Source organism: Actinospica sp. (genome assembly GCF_035552695.1).
GTDB lineage: Bacteria > Actinomycetota > Actinomycetes > Streptomycetales > Catenulisporaceae > Actinospica.
In genome coordinates this window covers 1-21,553 of sequence record NZ_DASZKT010000152.1, presented here as the reverse complement: position 1 = coordinate 21,553, position 21,553 = coordinate 1, and the positions used below count along the sequence as shown (strand labels likewise).

General features: G+C 72.5%; 28 protein-coding genes. 16 read left to right on the top strand and 12 right to left on the bottom strand.

Going from position 1 to position 21,553, the window contains the following annotated elements:
- The first annotated feature begins 206 nt into the window (after positions 1 to 206).
- On the top strand, positions 207 to 716 hold the full coding sequence (locus VG296_RS18825) for a sugar:proton symporter (protein WP_325567327.1): 510 nt from the start codon (positions 207 to 209) through the stop codon (positions 714 to 716).
- 2 nt (positions 717 to 718) lie between these two features.
- A complete protein-coding gene (locus VG296_RS18820) occupies positions 719 to 1,249 on the top strand; it encodes a hypothetical protein (protein WP_325567325.1) in 531 nt (176 codons plus the stop codon).
- A gap of 83 nt (positions 1,250 to 1,332) precedes the next feature.
- Here VG296_RS18820 and VG296_RS18815 read toward each other — a convergent pair whose 3' ends face one another.
- The 3 genes from VG296_RS18815 to VG296_RS18805 form a co-directional block, all read right to left on the bottom strand.
- Positions 1,333 to 1,473, bottom strand: a complete 141-nt coding sequence (locus VG296_RS18815) for a hypothetical protein (RefSeq protein ID WP_325567323.1) — start codon at positions 1,471 to 1,473, stop codon at positions 1,333 to 1,335.
- A gap of 137 nt (positions 1,474 to 1,610) precedes the next feature.
- A complete protein-coding gene (locus VG296_RS18810) occupies positions 1,611 to 1,940 on the bottom strand; it encodes a DUF1360 domain-containing protein (RefSeq protein ID WP_325567321.1) in 330 nt (109 codons plus the stop codon).
- 168 nt (positions 1,941 to 2,108) lie between these two features.
- Positions 2,109 to 2,363, bottom strand: a complete 255-nt coding sequence (locus tag VG296_RS18805) for a hypothetical protein (RefSeq protein ID WP_325567319.1) — start codon at positions 2,361 to 2,363, stop codon at positions 2,109 to 2,111.
- Between the two features lie 133 nt (positions 2,364 to 2,496).
- Here VG296_RS18805 and VG296_RS18800 point away from each other — a divergent pair, with 133 nt between their 5' ends.
- From VG296_RS18800 to VG296_RS18780, 5 genes are all read left to right on the top strand, one after another.
- Positions 2,497 to 3,465 carry a TIGR03557 family F420-dependent LLM class oxidoreductase gene (locus VG296_RS18800; protein ID WP_325567317.1) on the top strand — a complete coding sequence of 323 codons (969 nt, stop codon included), beginning with the start codon at positions 2,497 to 2,499 and terminating at the stop codon, positions 3,463 to 3,465.
- A gap of 145 nt (positions 3,466 to 3,610) precedes the next feature.
- A complete protein-coding gene (locus tag VG296_RS18795; protein WP_325567315.1) occupies positions 3,611 to 3,982 on the top strand; it encodes a hypothetical protein in 372 nt (123 codons plus the stop codon).
- Positions 3,983 to 4,126: 144 nt separating this feature from the next.
- A complete protein-coding gene (locus VG296_RS18790) occupies positions 4,127 to 4,783 on the top strand; it encodes a type 1 glutamine amidotransferase domain-containing protein (RefSeq protein ID WP_325567313.1) in 657 nt (218 codons plus the stop codon).
- 12 nt (positions 4,784 to 4,795) lie between these two features.
- Complete coding sequence (locus VG296_RS18785) at positions 4,796 to 4,984, top strand: hemerythrin domain-containing protein (protein ID WP_325567311.1); 189 nt, start codon at positions 4,796 to 4,798, stop codon at positions 4,982 to 4,984.
- A gap of 114 nt (positions 4,985 to 5,098) precedes the next feature.
- Entirely contained in the window at positions 5,099 to 5,221 is a 123-nt protein-coding gene (locus VG296_RS18780) for a DUF3618 domain-containing protein (RefSeq protein WP_325567309.1), read from the top strand.
- A gap of 275 nt (positions 5,222 to 5,496) precedes the next feature.
- Here the strand turns inward: VG296_RS18780 and VG296_RS18775 are convergent, their stop codons facing one another.
- Positions 5,497 to 6,579 carry a Vms1/Ankzf1 family peptidyl-tRNA hydrolase gene (locus tag VG296_RS18775; RefSeq protein WP_325567307.1) on the bottom strand — a complete coding sequence of 361 codons (1,083 nt, stop codon included), beginning with the start codon at positions 6,577 to 6,579 and terminating at the stop codon, positions 5,497 to 5,499.
- Between the two features lie 26 nt (positions 6,580 to 6,605).
- Complete coding sequence (locus VG296_RS18770) at positions 6,606 to 7,022, bottom strand: CBS domain-containing protein (RefSeq protein ID WP_325567305.1); 417 nt, start codon at positions 7,020 to 7,022, stop codon at positions 6,606 to 6,608.
- A 154-nt stretch (positions 7,023 to 7,176) separates the two neighbouring features.
- Between VG296_RS18770 and VG296_RS18765 the strand changes: the two genes are divergently transcribed.
- Positions 7,177 to 7,458, top strand: coding sequence for a hypothetical protein (locus tag VG296_RS18765; RefSeq protein ID WP_325567303.1), 282 nt, complete (start codon positions 7,177 to 7,179; stop codon positions 7,456 to 7,458).
- A 28-nt stretch (positions 7,459 to 7,486) separates the two neighbouring features.
- Positions 7,487 to 8,125 (top strand): endonuclease, encoded by a 639-nt coding sequence (locus tag VG296_RS18760; protein WP_325567301.1) that lies wholly within the window; start codon positions 7,487 to 7,489, stop codon positions 8,123 to 8,125.
- A 180-nt stretch (positions 8,126 to 8,305) separates the two neighbouring features.
- Here the strand turns inward: VG296_RS18760 and VG296_RS18755 are convergent, their stop codons facing one another.
- On the bottom strand, positions 8,306 to 8,569 hold the full coding sequence (locus tag VG296_RS18755; protein ID WP_325567297.1) for a hypothetical protein: 264 nt from the start codon (positions 8,567 to 8,569) through the stop codon (positions 8,306 to 8,308).
- Positions 8,570 to 8,774: 205 nt separating this feature from the next.
- Between VG296_RS18755 and VG296_RS18750 the strand changes: the two genes are divergently transcribed.
- Genes VG296_RS18750 through VG296_RS18740 form a run of 3 tightly spaced genes read left to right on the top strand, consistent with a single transcriptional unit; the run spans position 8,775 to position 10,317 of the window.
- Positions 8,775 to 9,584, top strand: coding sequence for a SigB/SigF/SigG family RNA polymerase sigma factor (locus VG296_RS18750; RefSeq protein ID WP_325567295.1), 810 nt, complete (start codon positions 8,775 to 8,777; stop codon positions 9,582 to 9,584).
- Complete coding sequence (locus VG296_RS18745; RefSeq protein WP_325567293.1) at positions 9,581 to 9,997, top strand: DUF5709 domain-containing protein; 417 nt, start codon at positions 9,581 to 9,583, stop codon at positions 9,995 to 9,997. Before VG296_RS18750 ends, VG296_RS18745 begins: the two co-directional genes overlap by 4 nt.
- A gap of 5 nt (positions 9,998 to 10,002) precedes the next feature.
- Entirely contained in the window at positions 10,003 to 10,317 is a 315-nt protein-coding gene (locus VG296_RS18740) for a hypothetical protein (protein ID WP_325567291.1), read from the top strand.
- Positions 10,318 to 10,326: 9 nt separating this feature from the next.
- Here the strand turns inward: VG296_RS18740 and VG296_RS18735 are convergent, their stop codons facing one another.
- Positions 10,327 to 10,998 carry a UdgX family uracil-DNA binding protein gene (locus VG296_RS18735; protein ID WP_325567289.1) on the bottom strand — a complete coding sequence of 224 codons (672 nt, stop codon included), beginning with the start codon at positions 10,996 to 10,998 and terminating at the stop codon, positions 10,327 to 10,329.
- 113 nt (positions 10,999 to 11,111) lie between these two features.
- On the opposite strand from VG296_RS18735, the gene VG296_RS18730 reads away from it, so the two are divergent.
- The gene (locus VG296_RS18730) at positions 11,112 to 15,719 is read left to right on the top strand and encodes a cation-translocating P-type ATPase (protein ID WP_325567287.1); all 4,608 of its coding nucleotides are present in this window, start codon (positions 11,112 to 11,114) and stop codon (positions 15,717 to 15,719) included.
- A 75-nt stretch (positions 15,720 to 15,794) separates the two neighbouring features.
- The gene (locus VG296_RS18725) at positions 15,795 to 16,133 is read left to right on the top strand and encodes an STAS domain-containing protein (RefSeq protein ID WP_325567285.1); all 339 of its coding nucleotides are present in this window, start codon (positions 15,795 to 15,797) and stop codon (positions 16,131 to 16,133) included.
- Between the two features lie 6 nt (positions 16,134 to 16,139).
- On the opposite strand, the gene VG296_RS18720 is transcribed toward VG296_RS18725, so the two are convergent.
- Together VG296_RS18720 and VG296_RS18715 are read right to left on the bottom strand one after the other, a co-directional pair.
- A complete protein-coding gene (locus VG296_RS18720; protein WP_325567283.1) occupies positions 16,140 to 16,439 on the bottom strand; it encodes a hypothetical protein in 300 nt (99 codons plus the stop codon).
- Between the two features lie 9 nt (positions 16,440 to 16,448).
- A complete protein-coding gene (locus VG296_RS18715; protein WP_325567281.1) occupies positions 16,449 to 17,984 on the bottom strand; it encodes an MFS transporter in 1,536 nt (511 codons plus the stop codon).
- 239 nt (positions 17,985 to 18,223) lie between these two features.
- On the opposite strand from VG296_RS18715, the gene VG296_RS18710 reads away from it, so the two are divergent.
- Both VG296_RS18710 and ligD read left to right on the top strand, forming a co-directional pair.
- Complete coding sequence (locus tag VG296_RS18710) at positions 18,224 to 18,847, top strand: DNA polymerase ligase N-terminal domain-containing protein (RefSeq protein WP_325567279.1); 624 nt, start codon at positions 18,224 to 18,226, stop codon at positions 18,845 to 18,847.
- On the top strand, positions 18,844 to 19,854 hold the full coding sequence (gene ligD / locus VG296_RS18705) for a non-homologous end-joining DNA ligase (protein WP_325567277.1): 1,011 nt from the start codon (positions 18,844 to 18,846) through the stop codon (positions 19,852 to 19,854). Before VG296_RS18710 ends, ligD begins: the two co-directional genes overlap by 4 nt.
- A gap of 289 nt (positions 19,855 to 20,143) precedes the next feature.
- Here the strand turns inward: ligD and VG296_RS18700 are convergent, their stop codons facing one another.
- The 3 genes from VG296_RS18700 to VG296_RS18690 all read right to left on the bottom strand — a co-directional run bounded on the left by VG296_RS18700 (position 20,144) and on the right by VG296_RS18690 (position 21,456).
- Positions 20,144 to 20,446: a hypothetical protein gene (locus tag VG296_RS18700; protein WP_325567275.1), complete on the bottom strand. Its 303-nt coding sequence runs from the start codon at positions 20,444 to 20,446 to the stop codon at positions 20,144 to 20,146.
- A gap of 130 nt (positions 20,447 to 20,576) precedes the next feature.
- Positions 20,577 to 20,894, bottom strand: a complete 318-nt coding sequence (locus tag VG296_RS18695; RefSeq protein WP_325567273.1) for an MFS transporter — start codon at positions 20,892 to 20,894, stop codon at positions 20,577 to 20,579.
- Entirely contained in the window at positions 20,845 to 21,456 is a 612-nt protein-coding gene (locus VG296_RS18690) for a CBS domain-containing protein (protein WP_325567271.1), read from the bottom strand. The genes VG296_RS18695 and VG296_RS18690 overlap by 50 nt, the downstream gene beginning before the upstream one ends.
- Positions 21,457 to 21,553 lie beyond the last annotated feature (97 nt).

Sequence of the window (21,553 nt, the reverse complement as noted above, 5' to 3'; positions counted from 1 at the left end):
GAGCAGGAGGAGATGGGGCGGTGGATGATGCGCGCGATGGCGCTCGCGCCGAGCCATCCGCACCCGCTGCTGACCGGATCCCCGGTCGGCCAGGCGGTCCTCGGCCCGTTCGCAGCACTCTACGACTGGGCCCGCGACCTGCTCGCCGAGGCCCGCGAAGAACACTGATTCCCCATCGAACGCCACACGCATCGGGAGGTGCGGTCATGGTGCAGACAGCGTACGAAGCCGAGGTGGAGACCGGAGGCCCGGGCCGTCAGGTCGGCCGGCTGCTCGCCACCCTGCTCGGCGTCGCGCTCCTGGTGGTCGGCGCGTTCCTGGACTGGGTACCGTCGCACACCGGGGACAAGCTGACCATCAAGGCTCTGGTTCAGCCGGACTTCGCCGGCGAATCGGACCTCGTCCGGACTGTGGGCGGACTCAGCGTGCTGATCGCGTTGGTCGCGCTCGCGGGCCTCGTCGACCGGACCGGCTGGCTCACCCGGCTGGCCGGCGCGGCGGCCCTGGCCATGTTCGTGATGTTCGCGGTCGAGGCCTACCGCGTCTTCGGCCACGACTTCAACACCGCCGTGCACGACGTGCGGGTGGGCGCCTGGCTGCAACTCGTCGGCGGCGTCGTCCTGCTGATCGGCGGATTCCTCGGCGCACGCGTGGTCTCCGTGCCGGCCGCCGTCGAGGAGCCGAGCGCCCCGTCCCGTACGGAAAGCGAGCGCTGATCATGCGTCGAACGAGTTTCGCCGGAGCCCTGACCGCCATGGCGATCGGGGCGGTACTTGCCTTCGCGGTCCAGTCCTCCCCGCGCTGGCTGGACCTGCAGGCGGCCGGGCTGATCGTCATGCTCGGCGGCGCCGCCGACCTGCTAGTAAGGTCCCTGATATCGGACAGTCCGCTGCTCAGCCCGCAGGCCGCCGACGTCGCGGCCGTGGTGGAGCCGCTCGGCGACCCGGTGCTCGACGCGGTCGGCAACCCGGTGAACGTCCCCAGAGGCGACGCCGTGCTGGACGCCGGGGCCACCGCCACGGTCATCCTGCCTGCCGAGGATGCCGAGCGCGATCCATGGAGCCGGTCGGACATCCCGCCGGCCCATGACCGCGAGAACTACGAGCGCGCCCTGCGCGCCGCCGAGGGCGAAGCGCTGGACGCGCCCGAGTCGCCGGTTGCGGTCACCACGATCACCGGCCGCCCCGTCCGCCCGCACGGCCGGGCCGCCCGGAAGGCCGCAAAGTGGGCCAGGCGCCGAGCCCGGTGAGGAACGTCGCGCGCGTCGGCGACATGGCGCGCGGCTCGGGGAGCGATGGCAACCCCTTGCGGGCCGGGCGGATCGGCCGGCTGTCAGAGTGCTGCCCCGGCCATCGCCGGGGCAGCTAGCGCGGGACGCGGTGCTCTTTCGTGCGACGGGTCGAGGGTCAGCGCGTCGTGTTCGACGAGCGCGGCCGGTACCGCGGCGCGCAACTGGTGCCTGGCCGCGCGCATCGACGCGATCGTGGACTGCGGCGGTCAACCGTAGTCGGACCGGATCCGCGCGGGCAGCGCCGTGCTCGCCGCCGCGGTCGGCTCTGCGACGGACTGGACCGGGACGGTGCTGCAGGGGAGCGGTGCGGTGGGGGATCTCAGCCGGTCAGCTTGGCGCGGGCGAAGTGTGGGAAGTCGGAACCGGTGAGCGCGGCGAGGCCGGAGGCGGCGAGGCGGGTGGCCCGCGGCGCGAAGACGTAGCCCGCGGACAGCCCGGTCGCGATCCACATGCCGGTGCAGAAGGGGCAGGTGTTGAGTTCGCCCTGCGTTCGCCGGGCGCCGTCGCCGCGTACCTGCTCCTTCAGCTCGACCGACCCCTGGGTACCCTCGAGGCGGGTGAACGGGGCGCGCAGCGGGCTGGTGGCCGGGTCGCGGGCCACGAGGCGGCTGAGCCGATGGTGGCCGCCGCGCTCACCACCACGTCCCACGGCGGCTCGATCGGGCGCCGGGTCGTGCGGGCGAGCGCCGCGAGCGTGCCCACGCAAGCGGTGTAGACCCCCGTGGCGCGCCCAGGTAGCCGCCCAGTGGGAAGTCGCTGTCCGGCGCGTACTGCCCTGCGACCCGGCCGAGCGGGTTGTCGTGCTCTACCACTTCATTCAGTCCTCCCGTTCCTCGCCCTCGTCGTCGGCGTCGTCCGCGTCGTCGTCGGCCTCGTTCTCGTCCTTGTCCAGCGCGGGCTCGGCCTCCGACACGGTGTCCTCGATGCCGGGCGTGCTCATCGAGCCGGCCCTGTTCGCCCGCTGCACGGCCTCGCGCGCCTGGTCGATCGTGTGGTCGAGGTGCTCGGTCGCCTCCTCGATGTGGCGCAGGTTGGCCGCGACCCGCTGGTCGCGCTTCTCGGTCTCGGACATGAATGCTCCTCCTGTTCGTCGCGCGCCCAGTAACCGCCGAGCGGCCGGAAAAACCGGGCGCGGACCGGTGAACGCGGCGCGAGCGGGTAGTCGGCGGCGACGGCCCGCCGCAGCGAACACGGAGGTGAAGGACGTGGCCCGAGTCGGATACTTCCTGTCCAGTGAGGAATTCAGCCCCACCGAGCTGGTCGAGCAGGCGAAGATGGCGCAGGATGCCGGATTCCACGCGTTGTGGATCTCCGATCACTTCCACCCGTGGAACGACGCGCAGGGGCAGAGCGGCTTCGTCTGGGGCACGATCGGCGCGCTTTCGCAGGCGGTGGACCTGCCTATCACCACGGCGGTGACCTGCCCGACCGTTCGGATGCACCCGGCGATCGTGGCGCAGGCCGCGGCCACCGCGGCGGTGCAGACGGGCGGCAAGTTCGCTCTCGGTGTCGGTTCCGGGGAGGCGCTGAACGAGCACATTCTCGGCGACCGCTGGCCGGCCTCGGCCGGGGTGCGCCTGGAGATGCTCGAGGAGGCGGTCGAGCTGATCCGGAGGCTTTGGAGCGGCGAACTGGTCACCCACCACGGCCGCCACTACACGGTAGAGGGCGCGCGCATCTATACGCTGCCCGACCAGCCGCCGCCGATTTACGTCTCCGGCTTCGGCCCGCGCTCGGCGCAGTTGGCCGGCCGGGTCGGCGACGGGTACGTCTCGGTGTTGCCGGACGCCGAACTGGTCGAGGCCTTCCGTTCCGGCGGCGGCGCGGGCAAGCCGACCCAGGGCGGCTACAAGGTCTGCTGGAGCCGCGACCGCGAGGTCGCCGAGAAGAACGCCTACCGGTTGTGGAGCAACGAGCTCATTCCTGGTGAGCTCGCGCAGGTGCTGCCGCAGCCCGCGCACTTCGAGCAGGCCTCCTCGCTCGTCTCGGAGGCGGCGGTGGCCGACCACTTCGTCTGCGGCGACGACCCGGATGAGCACCTGCGCGGGCTGAACAGCTACTTCGAGGCCGGATACGACGAGGTGTTCGTCAACCAGATCGGTCCGGAGCAGCGCGGCTTCTTCGACTTCTACGCTGAGCGCGTCCTGCCGATGATCGCGGCACCCACCGGGTGATCGAACCGTTTAACGCCGCCGGATGTGGTCACCAGGCGCCATCCGGAGCACGTAGCGCACAACGGAGCCGAAAGGACCCGTAAGAATGTCAGAGATCGAATGCGACCGGACGGCGGTTCGCGCATACAGGCGCACCCTGACCGAAGTGGCCGAGCGCCAAGTGGTCGACGCGGCGGAGGAAGTGCTCACGCGCGCCTGGATCGCCGAACTCGACGAGATGCGCCGCGAGGGGCTGCGCCTCGCCATAGCCGTGCGCATCGCCGACCGGATGGCGCGCGAAAAGCTGCAGCGGGCCCAGACCGGCGGCCGGCCGGACGAACTCACCCGCGCGCACGCCCGGCTCGTGGAGACCTCGGCCGAGACCTCGGAGTGCCTCGGGCACGTGAACGCCCTGCTCGCCTCCGTGGACGCCGAACTCGAGGCCGTCTGCCGAGCCGGGCTCGAACGCACCCGGCGAAGCCAGGAGGACCTGCGCCGCCTGCGCGTCGCCTGGACGGCGGCGTACGGCCAGGGCTGATCGCTCGTCGGGATCGTCAGCCGCGCGCTGTGCCATCGGCGCGCTCGCCGAACAGCGCGAGCTGACGATGTGCCAGGCGCCGTACCCGGCAGGCGACGGATACGGCCGCGGAAACCAGTGGTAGTGAAAGCGAGGACATTTCTCATGAGCCAGATGCGACCCATGCCGCCGGCCGATACGGGGCACGACCCGGCCGTGGTCGACCCGCCACCGGACACGTCGTCCCAGCCCGCCTTCGATGGCGCGTCGCTGGCCGGCCGGAACATCGCTCTCCTGATCGCGGCCGAGGGCGCCGAGGAGTCCGAGACGCTGCGGCCCTGGGAGGCGGTGACCATGGCGGGCGGCCGGGTCTCGCTGGTCTGCCCGCAGCAGGGCGAGGCCCAACTGTTCGACCATCTCGATCGCGGCACGCGGCTGCCGGTGGACGTCATGCTGCACGACGCGAACGCCGCCGACTTCGACGCGCTCGTGCTGCCCGGCGGCGTGGCCAACCCGGACGTCCTGCGCCTCGATCCCGACGCGACCCGCTTCGCCCGGGCCTTCTTCGCCGCGGGCAAGCCGGTCGCCGCGATCTGCCACGCGCCCTGGCTGCTGGTCGAGGCGGATCTGGTCCGCGGCCGCGACCTGACCTCCTGGCCGAGCCTGCGCACCGACATCGGCAACGCGGGCGGCCGCTGGCGCGACGAGCCGGTGGTCGTCGACGATCGGGGCCCGAACACGCTGGTCACCAGCCGCAAGCCGCAGGACCTGCCGGAGTTCTGCGACACCCTGGTGCGCCGCTTCGCCCCGGCGCTCGGCTGAGGGGCGGTCACGATGGTGAAAGCGCAGGAGGACGGCTCGGTCCTGACGATCCTGCGCGCCCAGCACGGGAGGATGCGCGACCTGCTCGGCGAGGTCGCCGACACCTCGGGGGTCGCGCGCCAGCAGGCCTCCGACGCGCTGCGCGAACTGCTCGCGGCGCACGAGGCGGTCGAGGAACTCGTGCTGCGCCCGGTGACCTGAAGGCTGGCGCACCACGAGCTCAGCGTCGCCCGGGGCTGCCGCGCCCCTGACCCGATCGGACGTGGTGGCCAGCGTGAAGGCCGACGTCACCGAGGTCAGGAAGCGTATGCGGCGATGAGCGACAACTCTTCCACGAGCGCCGGGGAACTCGCGGCGGACGTCCGCGCCACCCGCAAGCGCCTGGCCGCGACGATCGATGCGCTGACCGCGCGCACCGACTTACGCGGCCGTGCCTGAGCCACGGTCGAACGCCGACTGCGGGCGCTGCGCGCGACGAGCCGACGGATCAGGGTTCGGCTACGCCTCGGCGGCCACCGGACCTGACGAGACCTGACGAGCGGAAAGGACGGCTCACCGCCCGGATCTCCGCCGAACGAGCCTGCCGCGTCCGAGCCGTCGCGTCTCCCGCCGCGCGGATGCAGGGCCCTGTTACGCAGGCCGCGGGTGAGAAGGCGAGCCGAAGGCGGACGGCACTATGCCGTCCGCCTTGCTTCCGGTGCTTGGGCGTCGGCTCAGCCTCGCCGCAGAACCGCGCCCGCGACGCCGTCCGGGCCCGGCTCGGCGCCGGAGTACATCAGCAGGTCCCCGTCCGTCTGGATCAGGGCGCGGATGAGGACGTCCGCCGCGCGGCCGCGCTTGATCCGCGGCGCGCGGGTGCCCTCCAGCTCCCGTGCATGCAGCGTGAGCTGGCCCGGGTCGGGACCCCACCAGACCGGGGCGTCCGCTTCGGGAGCGTCGTAACGCAGCAGCAGGGTGGCGACCTCGCCCGAGCGCAACGCGTCGACCACGGCGTCGAGTCCGCCCGCCGCCGTGCCGTTCGCCAAGCCCTGCCGATAGCGGTCCAGCACGGCCGCCCTCCGGTCGTACTCGCAGCGCGCGGCGATCCGCTCCGCCGCCACGTGTGCGTGCGCGCGGTCGGCACCTGGCGGGAAACCGGTGGTCGGCAGCTCGACGGCCCGGGATCGTCCCAATGCGCCCAACTGCTCCATCAGCAGCGTTCGGGCCCGCACGTCGCCGCAGACGGCGATCAGCTCGACGTCGTACGCTCCGGCGAGCTCCTTGACCCGCGCGGCGACGTCGCGCGCGTTCGCCTTCCACGTGTTCTCGGCCTTGCGTTGGCGGTGGTCCTGCCGCCAGTCACCCGAGGACACCTTTGTCAGCGGCCTGTCACGGCCTCGCACGTGTTCGTCCCTGGCGGCGGCACCGTGTTCGCGCGAGCGCAGTTCGATCTCTGCTTCCTGTCGATCGACGAGGACGAGCAGATAATCGCCCAGGTCAGGGGTCTGCGCCAGCAGCGGCACCCCGTCGGGCAGGTCGTCGAAGCGCCCGCGCGGCGCGGCCGGCGGCACGGACAGCTCCCGACTCAGGACCACCGCGCCATCGGTGGCGAAGATCGCCTGGCCGCGCGGCGTGTCGAGCCCGCGGTCCGTGCCGACCACCGTGTCGATCGCGCGCAGATCCGCCTCCGGCGCGCCCTGTCCGGCCAGTTCCGCGCGCAACGACCGCCACTCCAATTCGATCTTGTGTGCGGCGTCGGGCTCGTTCCCGGGCGTGGGCAGGTAGACCGAAGTCCCCGGCCCCGCGGCATCGTACAAAGGCTTGAATATTCTGGTATCCATCATTAGCTGTTGGCGTCGGCTGTGCTGATATCCGCGAGCGCGGAGTGCGGGTCGCGCTCCAGGGCCAGATCACCCAGGCTGACGACGCCGACGAGCCGGTCGCCGTCCACCACCGGCAGGCGGCGCACCGCGTGCTCGCGCATCAGCGCGACCGCGCGGTCCACCTCGTCCCGCGGCCTGCAGAAGACGAGATCCGGGCTGCACACCTCGCCGACCGGAGTACTGCCGGGACGCTCCTCGGCGAGGCCGCGCACGGCCAGGTCACGGTCGGTGACCATGCCGCGCAGATGCCCGTCCGCGGTGATCATCACGTCGCCGACGTGCTGGTCCCGCATCAGCCGCGCCGCGTCCGCCATGGTCGCCTGCGCCGAGATGGCCACCGGATCGGCCGCCATGATTTCGTGTACCTGCTGGGCCATCGTCCGCCTCCCGAGTTCGTGTTCGGCGCGACCGGGCCCGGTCGCGCCGCGGCGGGTAACCGTCCGACGCCGATGCATGCGCGTTCAAACCGCCGCCTCGCCGGTCCGGCCGAATGCCCCGTTTGAACGAAGCGATCGCGGTCACCCCGGCGCGATGACGAACAAGAACCAGACGAACAAGAACCGGGTGCGCCTGGTCGCGCTCGGCGCGAACGACGCGCCGCGCGGCGTTCCGCTGACAAGAACCCGGCTGCCGAGTCTGGACACGCCGCGGGTGCTCGAATGGCTGGCGGAGTACAAGGACTGGGTGATCGTCGTGTTGCCCGAAGGCCCGGAGCCCGCGGACTCCGGGCGGGTGCAGGGCGAACCCTCGTTCATCGTCGAGGTGGACGAGCGGGAGCACGAGTCGCTACTCAGGCTCATGCCCGGCGCATGAGGCGGCGCGGACCGGGTACCGCGCGCGCATGACAGTTCAACGGAGGAACAAAGGCCCGGATGCCGCGGCCCAGGACACGGTCCGCCGGCTCATGAACGAGCACGGCGAGACCTTCGCGCAGCAGGCGGGGATCCGGCTGAAGGACGAGCCCTCGCCGTTGTATCGGCTGCTGGTGCTGACGACGCTGCTCTCGGTGCGGATCAGCGCGTCGATCGCGGTCCACGCCGCGCGCGAGATCTCGGCGGCCGGGTGGCGCACGCCGGAGGCGCTGCGGCGGGCGTCCTGGCAGGAGGTCGTCGACGCGCTCGGCCGTGCGCATTACAAGCGGTATGACGAGAGCACCGCCACCGCTCTGCACGACGGCGCCGGACTGCTGATCGACCGCTGGCACGGCGATCTGCGGCGGCTGCGCGCGGAGGCGGAGGGAGACCCGGGCCGAATCAGGGAGCTGCTTCAGGAGTTCCGGCGGATCGGGCCGGTGGGCGCGGAGATCTTCTGCCGGGAGGCGCAGGGCGTCTGGCCGGAGCTGCGCCCGGCCTTCGACCGGCGCACCCTCGACGGAGCCGCCCGCAACCAGTTGCCGCGCGACCCGGACCGGCTCGCCGCCCTGGTCGAGCCGGGGGAACTGCCGCGCCTGGCCGCCGCCCTGGTGCGCGGCACGCTCTGACCCGTCCCCGGTGCACCGCGTTTGACCCGGCGAACTCGGTACAAGACCGCGGCAATACCGCGCGAGCCTGTCGCGAGAGACTGCCGAACGACGGGATCCGGCCGGTCATGTGCTCGTGGTGACCGGCGCGGGCGCTGGTGCCGACCGTGCGGCGGTCCTGATGGTCTTCGGCAATCGCCGTCATCGCGGCATCGCGGAGATGACCAGGTCGTAGTCCACGGCGGTGACCGGCACGCTCAGCGCCGGGACCCCGTCGGACTCGAAGCCCGCGCCCGCCATCACGAAGATCGCGTACTGCCGGTTCTCCTCCAGCCACGCGCGCACCTCGTCGGTCTCCAGCGAGACCAGCGGCAGCTCGCCGAACGGGATGCCCGAGGGCACGGTCTCCTCGCTGCCGGCGGCGATCAATGACAGGACTCCCGGTTTGTCGTCGGTGATCTTCATGGCACTCCTCCGTCCGCGTCCGGCGCCGGTTTGCCGCGATCCGTGACAGCAAACCCCGCGGCGGCGACGTATAGGCCCGTTTACTCCCAAGTCGACCGGTTAACCGATCAATCCACCGCGAAATTCACGGCGGGCGCGCCCGAAGGAGGAAGTTCCGGATGAGACGACAGGCGGCGGTCGGCGCGCCGGGTCTGGAGGCTGAACCGTGACGATAACCGTTGACATCCCGAGCACCGCCGCGGCACGTCCAGTGGCGGCGGAGCGTCAGGCACAGCGTGCCGAGACGATGCGCGTGCTGCGGAGGATGGTGAGTCTGCCGGTCGGAGACCTGGAGCGGGACCGGCTGCGCGCCGAGGTCATCGAGGACCACATGCCGTACGCCCGGCACATAGCGCGCCGTTACAGCGGCCACGGCTCGACCGCGGAGGACTTCGAACAGGTCGCGTTCCTCGGCCTGGTCAAGGCCGTGGACAATTTCGACCCCGATCACGGCACCGGCTTCCTCGGCTACGCCACCCCCATGATCATCGGTGAGATCAAGCGCTACTTCCGGGACGCGACGTGGTGCGTGCACGTGCCGCGCCACATGCAGGAGTTGACCGGCGCTATGCACAAGGCCGCCGACGCGCTCACCGCCGAACTCGGCCGCGGTCCCTCGCTGCCGGAACTCGCCGAACGGCTCGGCGTCGAGGTGGACGAACTCGTCGAGGCGCTCGACGCCTCCGAGGCCTATCGCACCGCCTCGCTGGACCGGCCGATCGGGCGCGAGCCGGACAGCGTGTGCCTGGGCGAGGTGATCGGCGACGAGGACCCGGGCTACGAGCTGGCCGTGAACCGCGAAGTGCTGCGCGGCCTCGTCGAAGAGCTCGGCGAGCGGGACAGGCACATCCTGTCGATGCGCTTCTTCGACGGAATGACCCAGTCCCAGATCGGCGACAAGCTCGGCATCTCGCAGATGCAGGTCTCCCGGCTGATCGCCAAGATCCTGGTCACACTGCGCACCGGATTCGGGTGAGCGAGGTGGCCGACCACGAGCAGGAGACCCAGGACGTGCCCGAGGACGAGGGCGTGCTCCAGCCGGCGGACACCCTGGAGACCGACGACTTGTCCGAGGACCCGCTCGACACCGGGATCAGCCCGCCGGAACGGCATCCGGCCTCCGAGCGCTTCGGCGTGACCGAGGCCGAGCAGCGGCAGGGTGAGAGCCTGGACCAGCGGCTGGCGCAAGAACGGCCCGAGGAGCCCGCGGGCGACCGCGCGGCGGTCGAGGGCGGTGAGCGCTCGGGACGGCTTGCCGCGGACGAGGGCGAGCCGCGGCTCCAGTTCGCCCGCGAAGTCGGGCGCGACGGTGGAGCCGCGTCGGCCGAGGAGGCGGCCGTCCACCTGATCCCGGAGAGCGAGACCGAGCGCGACGAGGAGAGGAGCTGATCGGCGTGGGCATCGAACGATCCAGCGACAAGCACGGACCGCTGCGCGATGACGAGCTCAAGAAGGAAGTCGAGGGCATGGTGCGCTCCGGACGGCCGACCCGGGCCGAGGAGTGGCACGACCCCGAGCCGATCGAGGACGAGAACTCGCTCAGCGAGGACGAGCTGATCGAGCGGCGCCGCGCCGAGGAAGCCGGGCGCACGCGCCGAGGCGGCGCGGACGCGACCGATGACGTCGGGCCGCCCGCCGAGGGTGAGGACGCGACGGACACCACCGACACCGTCGACCCCGAGCCCGCCGAGGGCGACCGGGCCTGGTGAGCTTGGGAGTCAGCCTCTCGTGAGCAGTTCGGCGACCTTGCCGAGGTCGGCGGCGAACCCGGTGTACGCCTCGTCGCGGTCGGGTGCGCGCAGCACGGCCGAGGGATGCACGGTCGCGACGGTCGGGATCGTTCCGCCCGCGTCCCCGTCGTCGGGGACCGGCCAGTCGAGCACCGTGCCGCGGGCCGCGCCGACCCGGAACGAACTGCCGAACAGCGCCTGCCCGGCCGTCGCGCCCAGCGCCACCAGCACCTCCGGCCGTACCAGGCGCACCTCGGCCAGCCACCACGGTCGGCACGCCGCCACCTGGCCGGCGTCCGGCCGCTGGTGGATGCGACGCTTGCCGCCGCCCTCCGCGCGCCGCCAGCGGAAATGCTTGACCGCATTCGTCAGGTACACGGCGTCCGCGGACAGGCCGGCCTCGTCGAGCGCGCGGCGTAGTACGGCGCCGGCCGGGCCGATGAAGGGCCGTCCGGCGCGATCCTCCTGGTCGCCGGGCTGTTCACCGATCAGCAGTACGCGAGCGCGGGCCGGGCCTTGCCCGAAGACGGCTTGGGTGCTGTCGCGGTAGAGATCGCAGCCGCGGCAGTCCCGCACGGCTTCGGCCATCCTTCCGAGGCCTCCGGTCTCCGGGACGAAGTTCTGCGCGCCGGGATGGGCACGCGAGCGCGTGTTCGGCATCGCGCCCGGATGCCCGGCGGCGGCACCGGGCAAACGAGTCGGTTTGGGCGGACCCCCGCCGGGTTACCAGGCGTCGGCTTCCACCCCGCTCGCGAAGGACGGTGATCCGGTCCATGCCCCTGATACCTGCCGTGGCTCCGTTCGGCCGCCTCGCCGAGTACACCCGCGACACGGGTGTCGCCTCGCTCCGCTTCGCGGGCGCCGCCGCCCAGGGCTCGGCGACCGTGACGCGGGCGGTGGCCGGCGCCGCGGCCGGACAGGCCGTCGCCGGGCTGCGCGACGCGGCGGCGAGAATCCCTGGCCGACCCGCTGACGTGCTCGGCAACGTGGGCGAGATCGCGGTCGGACACGCCGTGCGCCGGGCCTGGGCGCACGGCGGCCGGGCGCATATCGAGGTCAAGGGGTTGACCGGGCGCGGGGAGACGCATCGGCGGGTCGCGGCGGAGGTGACAGCCGCGCTCACCCGGCTGCGCGGCGTGAAGTGGGCCAAGGTCAACGCCGTGACCCGCGAGGTTCTGCTGGCCTTCGACGAGGAGCGGATCGGCCTCGGCGAGATCCTCGCGGTCGTCGAGGCCGTCGAAGGCGAGAACGGCACCGCGGACGCGGACCTCGCCGAAGGCCGCGAGGGCGCCGGGACGCCGGAGCATCCCGCCGACGACGAGCCGGTCGTCGTGGCCGCGCTCGCCCTGGCCACCGACCTGACCGGACTCGGCGCGGCGGTGCTGTTCCGCATCGCCGACGTGGCCCCGCTGCCGCGCGGCGCGCGACTGCCGCTGCTGCTCGCGGACACCTACCCGCCGCTGCGCCGCACCCTGGAAGACCGGCTCGGGCACCAGCGGGCCGAGCTGCTCGTCGCGCTCGCCACCTCCACGGTGAACGCCGCGAGCCTCGGTCCGGGTCCGCTGGCCGTCGACTGCGTGCACCACTCCTTGCGGCTCGCCGAGCGGATCGGCCGCCGCGCGGTCTGGCGTGGCCGGGAGGGCGAACTCGTCGGAGACGGACGCGGACTGGCCGGGCAGGCGCCGGTCGGCGAGCCGCGCCCGATGCCGCTGCCGGACGGCCCGATCGAGAAGCTCGGCGACCGCGCGGCGGTCGCCGCACTGCTCGGCGCCGGGGGAGTGCTCGCGTTCACCCGCGATCCGGGCCGTGCCGCCGAACTGATGCTCGCGACCATGCCGAAGGCCGGCCGGCAGGGCCGCGAGGCGTTCGCGGCGGTACTGGGACTTTGCCTCGCCCGGCAGGGCGTGGTGCCGCTGGACGGTACGGCGCTGCGGCGGCTCGACCGGGTGAGCGCGGTGGTGATCGACGCGACGGTGCTGTGCGGCGGTCCGCCGATCGTGCTCGAGGCCCGCGGCGATTCGGCGTTCGAGGACGAGGAGGTGTGGCGGATCGCCGAACGCCTGTTGACCGCGGGCTCGCCTGAAGCGGCGGATTGGCGGGATGAGCAATGGCGTCTGCGGCCCACGCCGCCCGCGGACGGCCTCGGCGCCGCCGAATCCCTCGACCTCGAGCTGATCGACGCCGACGGCGTACGCCGTGGCCGGGTGCGGGTCGGGCGCGGTCTCGATCCGCTCGCCGAGTCGGTCCTCGCCGCCGCGCACGAGGCGGCGGACCGGGTGTTGCTCACGCAGAACGTGAATATCGAACCTCTGCTTCCCTGGGTGGACGAGGTGCTGCCGGCCGAGGGTCGGCTCCGCGACCAGGTTCGCGGGCTTCAGCGCGACGGGCACGGCGTGCTGCTGGTGGCCTGCGCGAACGACGCGGCGCTGGCCGCCGCCGACGTGGCGCTCGCCGTGCCGTGCCCGCGCGCCGGTTCCGGCAGCCCCGCGATCGGCTGGGCGGCGGACTTCATCGCGTCGGGGCTCGGGGAGGTGTGGCGGCTGCTGCACGCGGTGCCGACCGCCCGCGCCGTCACGCGCCGCTCGACCAGGTTCGCGTGGGCGGGCGGATCTCTCGGCGCGCTGATCGCGGTCTCGGGTGACCGCCGCGGCCGGCGTGCCCCGCGCATCTCGCCGGTGCACAGTGCGGCGATGCTCGCCGTCCTGGCAGGCGCGTACAGCGGGCTTCGCGTCGGCCGTGCGCCGACACCCCGGCCGGCCGATCACACGCCGTGGCACGCGCTTTCCGGCGAGGAGGCGTTCGCGCGCCTGCGCACGCGGCGGGACGAGGAGTCGCGCCGGCAAGCGCGCTCGCGGCCGCCTATCGCGCTGCGTGCGGCTCGCGGCGCCGGACGACGGCTGGCGGCGCTGCCGCCCGTGCGGCACGGCGTGATCGATCCGGCCCGCGGGGCCGCGTCGTTCGGTACGGCGGTGGTCGAGGAACTGCGTGATCCGCTCACGCCGGTGCTGGCTCTCGGCGCCGCGGCCTCCGCGATAGTCGGATCAAGCGTCGATGCCGTGCTGGTCACCGGCGTCATGAGCGGCAACGCGGTCATCAGCGCCGCGCAGCGCCTTCGCGCCCAACGCGCGCTGCGCGGGCTCCTGCTCGCCGAACGCCAGCGGGCCCGCCTCGCGGACTGGCCCGGACCCGAGGCGACGCGAACCGTGATGGCCGAGCGGCTGCGCCCCGGCGACGTGATCGCGTTGCGGGCCGGGGACATCGTGCCCGCCGACGGGCGGCTCCTGGCGGCCGAAGAACTCGAGATGGACGAGTCCGCGCTCACCGGCGAGTCGCTGCCCGTCACCAAGTCCCTCGCCGCCGCACCCGGCGCCGACCTGTCCGACCGCACCTGCATGGTGTACGAGGGCTGCACGGTCGTCGCAGGGACCGGATACGCCGTCGTCACGGCGGTCGGTCCGGACACCGAGTCGGGCCGCGCGGCGGCGGTGGCAGGCTCGGCCGCACCGTCGCGCGCCGGAATCCAGGCGCGGCTCGGCGAACTCACCCGGATCGCCCTGCCCGCCACCGCAATCGGCGGCGCCACGGTGACCGCGCTCGCCGCCGCACGCGGGGTGCCGTTCCGCCGCGCGCTCGCCTCAGGCGTCGCCATCGCGGTGGCCGCCGTACCCGAGGGCCTGCCGCTGGTGGCGACCGTGGCCCAACTCGGCGCGGCCCGTCGACTGTCCCGGCACGGCGTCCTGGTGCGTTCCGCGAGCACGCTGGAGGCGCTGGGCCGGGTGGACACTCTGTGCTTCGACAAGACCGGAACACTCACCGAAGGCCGCCTCTCGGTCAACCGCGTCGCCGCCTTCGATCAGGACTCCGCGCCCGACGGCGAGCGGGCCCGCCCGATTCTCCGGGCTGCCGCACGGGCCTGCGCCGACACGGACGGCGTGCACTCCACGGACCGCGCCATTCTCGCCGCCGCACGCGAATGCGCCAAGGCCGAGAAGGACTCCTGGCGGCTGGAGGCCGAACTCCCCTTCGAGACCAACCGAGGTTTCTCGGCCGCGCTCGGCGAGCGCGACGGTAGCAGGATGCTGATCGTCAAGGGCGCGCCCGAGGGCTTGCTCGAACACTGCGTCCGCGTGGCGACCGATGACGGAACGCGCTCATTGACCGCCGCGCGCCGCCGAACCGCCGTGGCCACACTCAAGCGCCTCGCAGACGACGGGCTGCGGGTGCTCGCGGTGGCCGAACGCGCCGTCCCGGACGCCGAGGCGTCGCACGACGAGGTGCCCGACTTCGTCGACGAGCTGACCCTGCTCGGCTACGTGGCCCTCGCCGACAGCCCGCGCGAGGGTGCCCGCGAGACGATCGAACGGCTGACGGCCACCGGGGTACGGCCGGTCATGATCACCGGAGACCATCCGCGCACCGCGGTCGCCGTCGCCCGGAGCCTCGGCATCCCCGACGCCGACCGCGTACTCACCGGCGCCGAACTCGACCGCCTCCCGAAGGCCGGACGCGACGCGCGCATCGCCGAGAGCACCGTGTTCGCGCGCGTCTCCCCGCAGCACAAGGTGCACATCGTCCAGGCGCTGCAGCGCACGGGCCGGGTCGTCGCGATGGCGGGCGACGGCAGCAACGACGCCGCCGCGATCCGCGCGGCCGACGTGGGTATCGCGCTGGCCGGCACTGGGAGCGTGCCCGCCCGCAGCGCCGCCGACCTCGTGCTGACCGAGCCCGAGCCGCTGCGACTGCTCGACGCGATCGAGGAGGGCCGGGCCCTGTGGCGGCGGGTGCGCGAGGCCGTGGGCATCCTGGTGGGCGGCAACGCCGGAGAGATCGCCTTCACCGTGCTCGGCACGGCAGTCGGCGGCGCGGCCCCGCTCGGCACCCGGCAGTTCCTGCTGGTGAACATGATGACGGACATGCTGCCCGCGCTGGCCGTCGCGCTGGCCCCGGAGCACCCGCAGTCCGACGGGGAGCAGGCCGCCGACGGTCCCGTCGGCCGGGTCTGGGGCCCGGAACTCGGCCGCGACCTCGCCGTACGCGGCGGTGCCACGGCCCTCGGCGCCTTGCTCGCCTGGCAGGCCGGACGAGCCACCGGACGCGAGCGCCGCGCGTCGACGATGGCGCTGGCCGCACTCGTCGGCACGCAGCTCGGCCAGACGCTGCTCGCCGGGCGGCGCAGTCCGCTCGTCGCGGCCACCTGCCTCGGTTCCGCCGCGGCGCTGGTCGTCGTGGTGGAGACGCCGTTCGTCAGCCGCTTCTTCGGCTGCACGCCGCTCGGGCCGACGGCCTGGGGGCTGGTCGGCGCGTCCTGCACGACGGCGACGCTCGCCGGCGCGGCCGCACCCGGCCTGGTCGAACGCGTCGCGGCCGTGCACACGCACTGACACCGCTCACCCGCCCCCGGAAGCTTGAAAGAAGGTGTTTCGCGGACGGACCCGAGAACGGCAGCGGCTATGGAGGTGTGCGAGATCTCGAGTTCGGTCGAGGAGGGCGGACGCGTGCTGACCGTGGTGGGGGATGTGGACCTAGGCGCCGGCGAGAAACTCGAGGCCGAGATCGCAGGCGCCGCGGGGGATCTCGATCCTGGGGCCGAACTCGTGCTCGACCTCGCGGGCGTCGGCTTTCTCGACTCCGCCGGGCTGCGCGCCCTGCTGCGCGGCGCGGACGCCGCCTCCGCCGCCGAGGTCCGGCTCGCGTTCGTGCTCTCCCCGGCGGTCACCCGAGTCTTCGAGTTGACCAGGATCGGGCCGAAATTCTTCGGCATCGCGGCGCCGGACTGGGACTCGGCGACGTCCTGACCGGCGCTATTGCGCCCCGTCCGCGCGCAACGGACCCCACCGGCGCAGCGCCGCGAATCCGACGCCCGCGGCCGCCGCGACCGGCCACTCGACCGCCCCGAGCACAGCGAGCCCGCCGAGGCCGAGGTAGACCGGCAGGCCGTGCCCCATCGGCGCGACTCGGCGCGCCACCGTTACCGGCGTCCTGACCAGGGCAGCCGCGGCATCCGCAGCGGCCTGGTCCAAGCGGTCGACCGGAATCGAGATCCGGTAGACGGGCGGGGGCGCGGGGTCGGGGCCCGGGCTCTTTCTCGTGTGAGTGGTCATGATGTTGTGTCACTCCTTCTCTGTCGCGCCCCCAGTACTCGATTGACCGCGGGTCAAACGCCGCTGCCCGAACACGTCGGCGAGCGCGACCAGGAGCGAGAGCCCGACCAGCACGAGGATGACGGTCAGACCGCGTTCGAAGGCCGTGGACCACGTCGCGGCCGACGCGGAGCCGCCGCGCGACGAGCCGGAAGCCGCCGACGTCCCGCCTCCGGGCAGCGCGGTGAAGAACACCAGGCCGACCACCGCGACGCCGATCGCGGAGCCGATGCGCTGCGCGGTCTGCAGCACCCCGGCGGCGGTGCTCGCCTCGCGCACCGGAACCTCGGAGAGCGTGATGGTCTGGTTCGGTGCGATGACCAGCCCGCTGCCCGTCCCGGCGAGCAGCAGCGGTGCCGCGGTGGTCCAGCCGACGCCCGGCCCGTGCACCGTGTGCGCCGCGACCAGCGTCCCGCCGAATCCCGCCGCGACGGCGGCGAGCCCGTAGGCCACCAGCGTCCGCCCCGCCCGCTCGACTAGCCGCCCACCGACCGCCGCGGCGATCGCTGAGCCCACGGCGAACGGCGTGATCGCCAGTCCTGCGATCAGGGCGCTGCGTCCGAGGCCGTTCTGCAGGTAGAGGGTGAAGATGAAGAACACCGCCGTGAACCCCGCGAAGTAGCACAGCGCGAGCGTCGTGCCGAGCGAGAACGAGCGCCGGGCGAACAGCGTGAGGTTCACCGCCGGATCGCGCCGCCGCCGTTCCCAGGCCGTGAAGGCGATCAGCAGCGCGACCGCGCCCGGAACGAGTAGCCATTTCTGCCAGCCGGACCACTGCTGCGCCTCGACCAGCGGCACGAGCAGCAGCACGACCGCGCCGCCGAGCAGGCTCACCCCCACCGGATCCAGCGCACGCGGCACGTCGTGCGCGTCGTCCTCGTCGGCCTCGCCTGGTCCGGGCAGCAGCCGCCGGGCCGCGGGCAGCGCGAGCAGCCCGATCGGCACGTTGACGAAGAAGACCCAGCGCCAGCCGTCCGTGGTCCCGCCCGCCGCTATCAACAGGCCGCCGAGCAGCGGCCCCACCGCCGTGGACACGCCGATGGCCGCGCCGAGCAGGCCGAACGCGCGGCCGCGCGCGGCGTCTCGGTACAGCTGCTGGATCAGTCCGGCCACCTGCGGGCTGAGCGTCCCGCTGGCCAGGCCCTGGGCGAAGCGCGCGCCGATCAGCCAGGCCGCACCGGTCGCGACGCCCGCCAGGGCGCTGGTGACGGTGAACGCGGCGAGGCCGATCAGGAACATCAGCCTCCTGCCATGTGCGTCGCCGAGCCGGCCGGCCGGGACCAGCACCAGGCCGAAGGCCAGCGCGTAGCCGGAGAGCACCCACTGCAGATCGTCGGCCGAGGCGCCGAGACCGGAACGGATCGAGGGCAACGCGACATTGACGATGCTGATGTCGAGCACCGTCATGAAGCCGCCCACCAGGCACAGCGCGAGAGCTGGCCAGTGGTCGCGGATATCGGTCTCCGCGCGCTCGTGCAGGGTCGCGGATTCGGTTTCGCCGGGCATGCGTATTCCTCCCGTGATCGAAGCGCTCGGCTACCCGTCAAGGCGCCGGATATGCGCGACGAATCGGTCACGGGCCGTTTCGCGGCAGGTCGGCCGGGCACCCGCACGCACCGGAGCACGCTTCGATCGGAGGAATCTCATGGCGGCCCTGTTCCTGCTCACCCCGGTACTGATGCTTCCGGCGATAGTGCTGCTCGGGCGCTTCGAGCAGCGCACACTGCGCGGGGAGGGGCGTCGGCATGACACGCGGTGAACAACGGGACCGGCTCGCCGAGTACCGGCGGCGGCGCGACCCCGGGCGCTCTCCGGAGCCGCCCGGGGGAGAGTCGGCCGGCGGCGATCGGCCGGTGTTCGTCGTCCAGTTGCACGACGCGAGCCGCATGCACTTCGACTTCCGCCTCGAGGCCGACGGCGTGCTCAAATCCTGGGCTGTGCCGAAGGGCCCGTCGGGCGATCCGCACACGAAGCGACTGGCCAGCCCGACGGAGGACCACCCGCTGGACTACCGCGACTTCGAGGGCGTGATCCCGAGGGGCGAGTACGGCGGCGGAACGGTCATGGTCTGGGACGAGGGCACGTATCGGAACCTGAGCAAGGAGCGGTCCGGACGCGAAATCCCGCTGGACAAGGCCCTGGAGAAGGGACACGCGTCGTTCTGGCTGAACGGCAAGAAACTGCACGGCGGCTATGCCCTCACCCGGATGCGCGACGACGCGGGCGACGGCGAGTCCTGGTTGCTGGTCAAGAAGGCCGACAAGTACGCGGGGGCGGACAAGGAGCGCGATCCCCGCCGGATGCGCTCTGCCCGCAGCGGACGTACGCTGCGGCAGATCGCCGCTGATGAGGACGGTGACCGTAGGTGACCGGACTGCTCGACGGACTCGCGCAGGAGCAAGCGCGTCGGCTGCGCCCGGCTTCCGAGGACCCGGGGAGCGCGATGCTCGCCACGCTGACCGACCGGCGGGATTTCGACGAGAACTGGATCGTGGAGCGCAAACTGGACGGCGTACGCGCGCTGGCTCTGCGGGAGGGCGGGAAGGTCAGCCTCCTGTCACGCGGCGCCAAGCCGTTCGACGAGGCGTTTCCGGAGCTCGCCGAGGCCTTGGCGAAGCAGGACTGCGCCGACTTCACCGTGGACGGAGAAATCGTCGCGCTGCACGACGGGATCACGGACTTCTCCCGCCTCCAGCAGCGGATCGGGCTCACGAGCGCGAAGGCGGCGAGGGCAACCGGTGTGACCGTCACCTATTTCATCTTTGACCTGCTGCGCCTCGACAGCCAAGATACGACGCGACTCCCGCTCTTCACCCGCAAATCTCTGCTGCGCGAAGCGCTGAGTTTCCGCGAGCCGTTGCGCTACACGACGCACCGCAAGGCCGGGCGCGACGCGCGCCCGCTGCTGGACGAGGCCTGTTCGAAGGGCTGGGAGGGGCTGATCGCCAAGCGGGCCGACGCAGGGTATGTACACCGGCGCTCCCCGAACTGGCTCAAGCTCAAGTGCGGGCGCGGCCAGGAGTTCGTCGTGGGCGGGTTCACCGAGCCCGCCGGCAGCCGCGTCGGGTTCGGTGCGCTGCTGCTCGGTTATTACGAGGGCGATCGCCTGCGGTACGCGGGCAAGGTCGGGACCGGATGGGACACGCGAACGCTGCGCTCCCTGCGTGCCGAGCTCGATGAACTCGAGCAGCGCGAGCCGCCGTTCGTCGACGTGGTGCGCGAGCGGGGCGCTCACTGGGTGCGTCCGGATTTCGTCGCGGAGATCGGGTTCACCGAGTGGACGCGCGACGGAATGCTTCGTCACCCGCGGTATCTCGGGCGTCGGACCGATAAGCGCGCTCGCGACGTGGTACGAGAAGAGCCAACGCGGCGGTGACGACGTAGAGTACTGCGGCGCCGATGGCGGACGTGTGCAGGCGCAGGCCGGGCAGAAGCGCGACTCGCCGGGTTGGCCCGCGAGCGCGCCGGTGATGGCGATGTCGATGGCTTCGCCGGTTTGCGAGGGCGGCAGCACCGGATAGGTCGCGTAGCGGTTCGCGAAGGCCAGCGCGGCGAGTCCGGCGTGGCGATGACGAGGCCCGCGACCGTCGGGAGCTTCGTGCCGATCCGACTGGTCAGCCGTCCGCCGAGCGGGGCGATCAAGGCGAGCGGGATGAACAGCGGCATCAGGGCGAGGCCCGCGCCGAGCGGTGCTGGACCTGCTGCAGGAAGAGCGAGAGCAAGAACAGAATCCCGAGCGTGCCTAGGTTCATCACCCCGGCCGCGTTCGCGACCGCGAAAGCCGGCCGGCGCGCCAGATTCGGCGGCAGCGCCCGATCACCCCGGCGTCGTTCCACGGCGACGAACACGCCGAGCACGACCACCGACGCCGCTCCGGCCCCGATCGATGCGGCATCAGCTCCGGAGCGTCCCGCCTGGATCACGGCGAACGTCGTGGCGACCAGCAGCAGTACACCGAGGGATGCCAAGCCCGTCCACTTCGGGTGCGTCCTCCGCGTCGCACGCGGTCGTCCGGCACCACAATCACGCTGGCCGCCGACGCCGCGATCACCAGCGGAACGTTCCGCAGGAACACCGCCCGCCAACCGAAGCCGGCGATCAGCGCGCCGCCGACCACCGGCCCGGCAGGCAGCGCGAGGCCGCCCACACGCCGATCGCGCGCGCCTGTGCCTTGCGCTCCGGGTACGCGCGGCTGGTGATCGCGACCGTTCCGGGCAACAGCAACACGGCGCCGACACCCTGCAAGGCACGCTCCGATACGAGCGTCGGTAGGCTCGGCGCGAGTCCGCAGTTCAGCGAGCTCGCGCCGAACACAGCGAGGCCCGCCAGTACGATGTGTTTGTGCCCGAAGCGGTTCCCGACCGTGTCACTGGGCAGCATCAACGAGGCCAGTGCGATCGCGTAGCCGTCGACCACTCACTGCAGAGCACTGGCGCCCGCGTGCATTCCCGAGCCCATGCTCGGGAATGCGACGGTCACGATCGTGACATCGAGCAGCACAAGGAAGTACCTCGAGCACATCACGATCAACATGGCGATTGCCGACTGTCATCGCGTTATCACGGGTCTGGGTGTTGGGCATCGCGTTGCTGATTCCGCCGAGCACGGAGTCCGGAGCGCCGAGCGCCGCGATATCGCCGAGCGAGATAAGCCCGATCGCTTTGCCGTCGCTCGCCACCGGCAGCCGCCGGACCGCCGCGTTGCGCATCAGGTCCGCCGCCTGGACGACCTCGGTCTCGGGATCGACGGTCCACGGTTGCTCGCTGCACACCTCGCGCACCGGGGTCTCGGGCCCGAGGCCCGTGGCGAGCGAGCGGACCACCAGGTCGCGGTCGGTCACCAGGCCGACCAACTCGGTGCCCTCTGCGATCAGCACAGCGCCGATGCTCTCGTCCCGCATGATGCGCGCTACCTCCTGGATCGTCGGGCGCGCCGTGATCGGCGTCGGCTCCATGACTTCGCGAACGGTCATGGTCATCGTCGGTGTCCTCCCATCGCTACGGCCGGTCGGCCGCCGGTCCGGCGCGCTTACCCGGCCGGGCGGCGAGCATGCGCATAGGCCGAGGGATCACGGG

What these genes read in the sequence shown, in the direction of transcription:
- VG296_RS18825 (WP_325567327.1), top strand. Translation starts at nt 207, where the DNA reads ATGGTGCAGACAGCGTACGAAGCCGAGGTGGAGACCGGAGGCCCGGGC.
- VG296_RS18820 (WP_325567325.1), top strand. Translation starts at nt 719, where the DNA reads ATGCGTCGAACGAGTTTCGCCGGAGCCCTGACCGCCATGGCGATCGGG.
- VG296_RS18815 (WP_325567323.1), bottom strand. Translation starts at nt 1,473, where the DNA reads ATGCGCGCGGCCAGGCACCAGTTGCGCGCCGCGGTACCGGCCGCGCTC.
- VG296_RS18805 (WP_325567319.1), bottom strand. Translation starts at nt 2,363, where the DNA reads ATGTCCGAGACCGAGAAGCGCGACCAGCGGGTCGCGGCCAACCTGCGC.
- VG296_RS18790 (WP_325567313.1), top strand. Translation starts at nt 4,127, where the DNA reads ATGAGCCAGATGCGACCCATGCCGCCGGCCGATACGGGGCACGACCCG.
- VG296_RS18785 (WP_325567311.1), top strand. Translation starts at nt 4,796, where the DNA reads ATGGTGAAAGCGCAGGAGGACGGCTCGGTCCTGACGATCCTGCGCGCC.
- VG296_RS18780 (WP_325567309.1), top strand. Translation starts at nt 5,099, where the DNA reads ATGAGCGACAACTCTTCCACGAGCGCCGGGGAACTCGCGGCGGACGTC.
- VG296_RS18770 (WP_325567305.1), bottom strand. Translation starts at nt 7,022, where the DNA reads ATGGCCCAGCAGGTACACGAAATCATGGCGGCCGATCCGGTGGCCATC.
- VG296_RS18765 (WP_325567303.1), top strand. Translation starts at nt 7,177, where the DNA reads ATGACGAACAAGAACCAGACGAACAAGAACCGGGTGCGCCTGGTCGCG.
- VG296_RS18760 (WP_325567301.1), top strand. Translation starts at nt 7,487, where the DNA reads ATGACAGTTCAACGGAGGAACAAAGGCCCGGATGCCGCGGCCCAGGAC.
- VG296_RS18755 (WP_325567297.1), bottom strand. Translation starts at nt 8,569, where the DNA reads ATGAAGATCACCGACGACAAACCGGGAGTCCTGTCATTGATCGCCGCC.
- VG296_RS18735 (WP_325567289.1), bottom strand. Translation starts at nt 10,998, where the DNA reads ATGCCGAACACGCGCTCGCGTGCCCATCCCGGCGCGCAGAACTTCGTC.
- VG296_RS18730 (WP_325567287.1), top strand. Translation starts at nt 11,112, where the DNA reads ATGCCCCTGATACCTGCCGTGGCTCCGTTCGGCCGCCTCGCCGAGTAC.
- VG296_RS18720 (WP_325567283.1), bottom strand. Translation starts at nt 16,439, where the DNA reads ATGACCACTCACACGAGAAAGAGCCCGGGCCCCGACCCCGCGCCCCCG.
- VG296_RS18715 (WP_325567281.1), bottom strand. Translation starts at nt 17,984, where the DNA reads ATGCCCGGCGAAACCGAATCCGCGACCCTGCACGAGCGCGCGGAGACC.
- VG296_RS18710 (WP_325567279.1), top strand. Translation starts at nt 18,224, where the DNA reads ATGACACGCGGTGAACAACGGGACCGGCTCGCCGAGTACCGGCGGCGG.
- VG296_RS18690 (WP_325567271.1), bottom strand. Translation starts at nt 21,456, where the DNA reads ATGACCATGACCGTTCGCGAAGTCATGGAGCCGACGCCGATCACGGCG.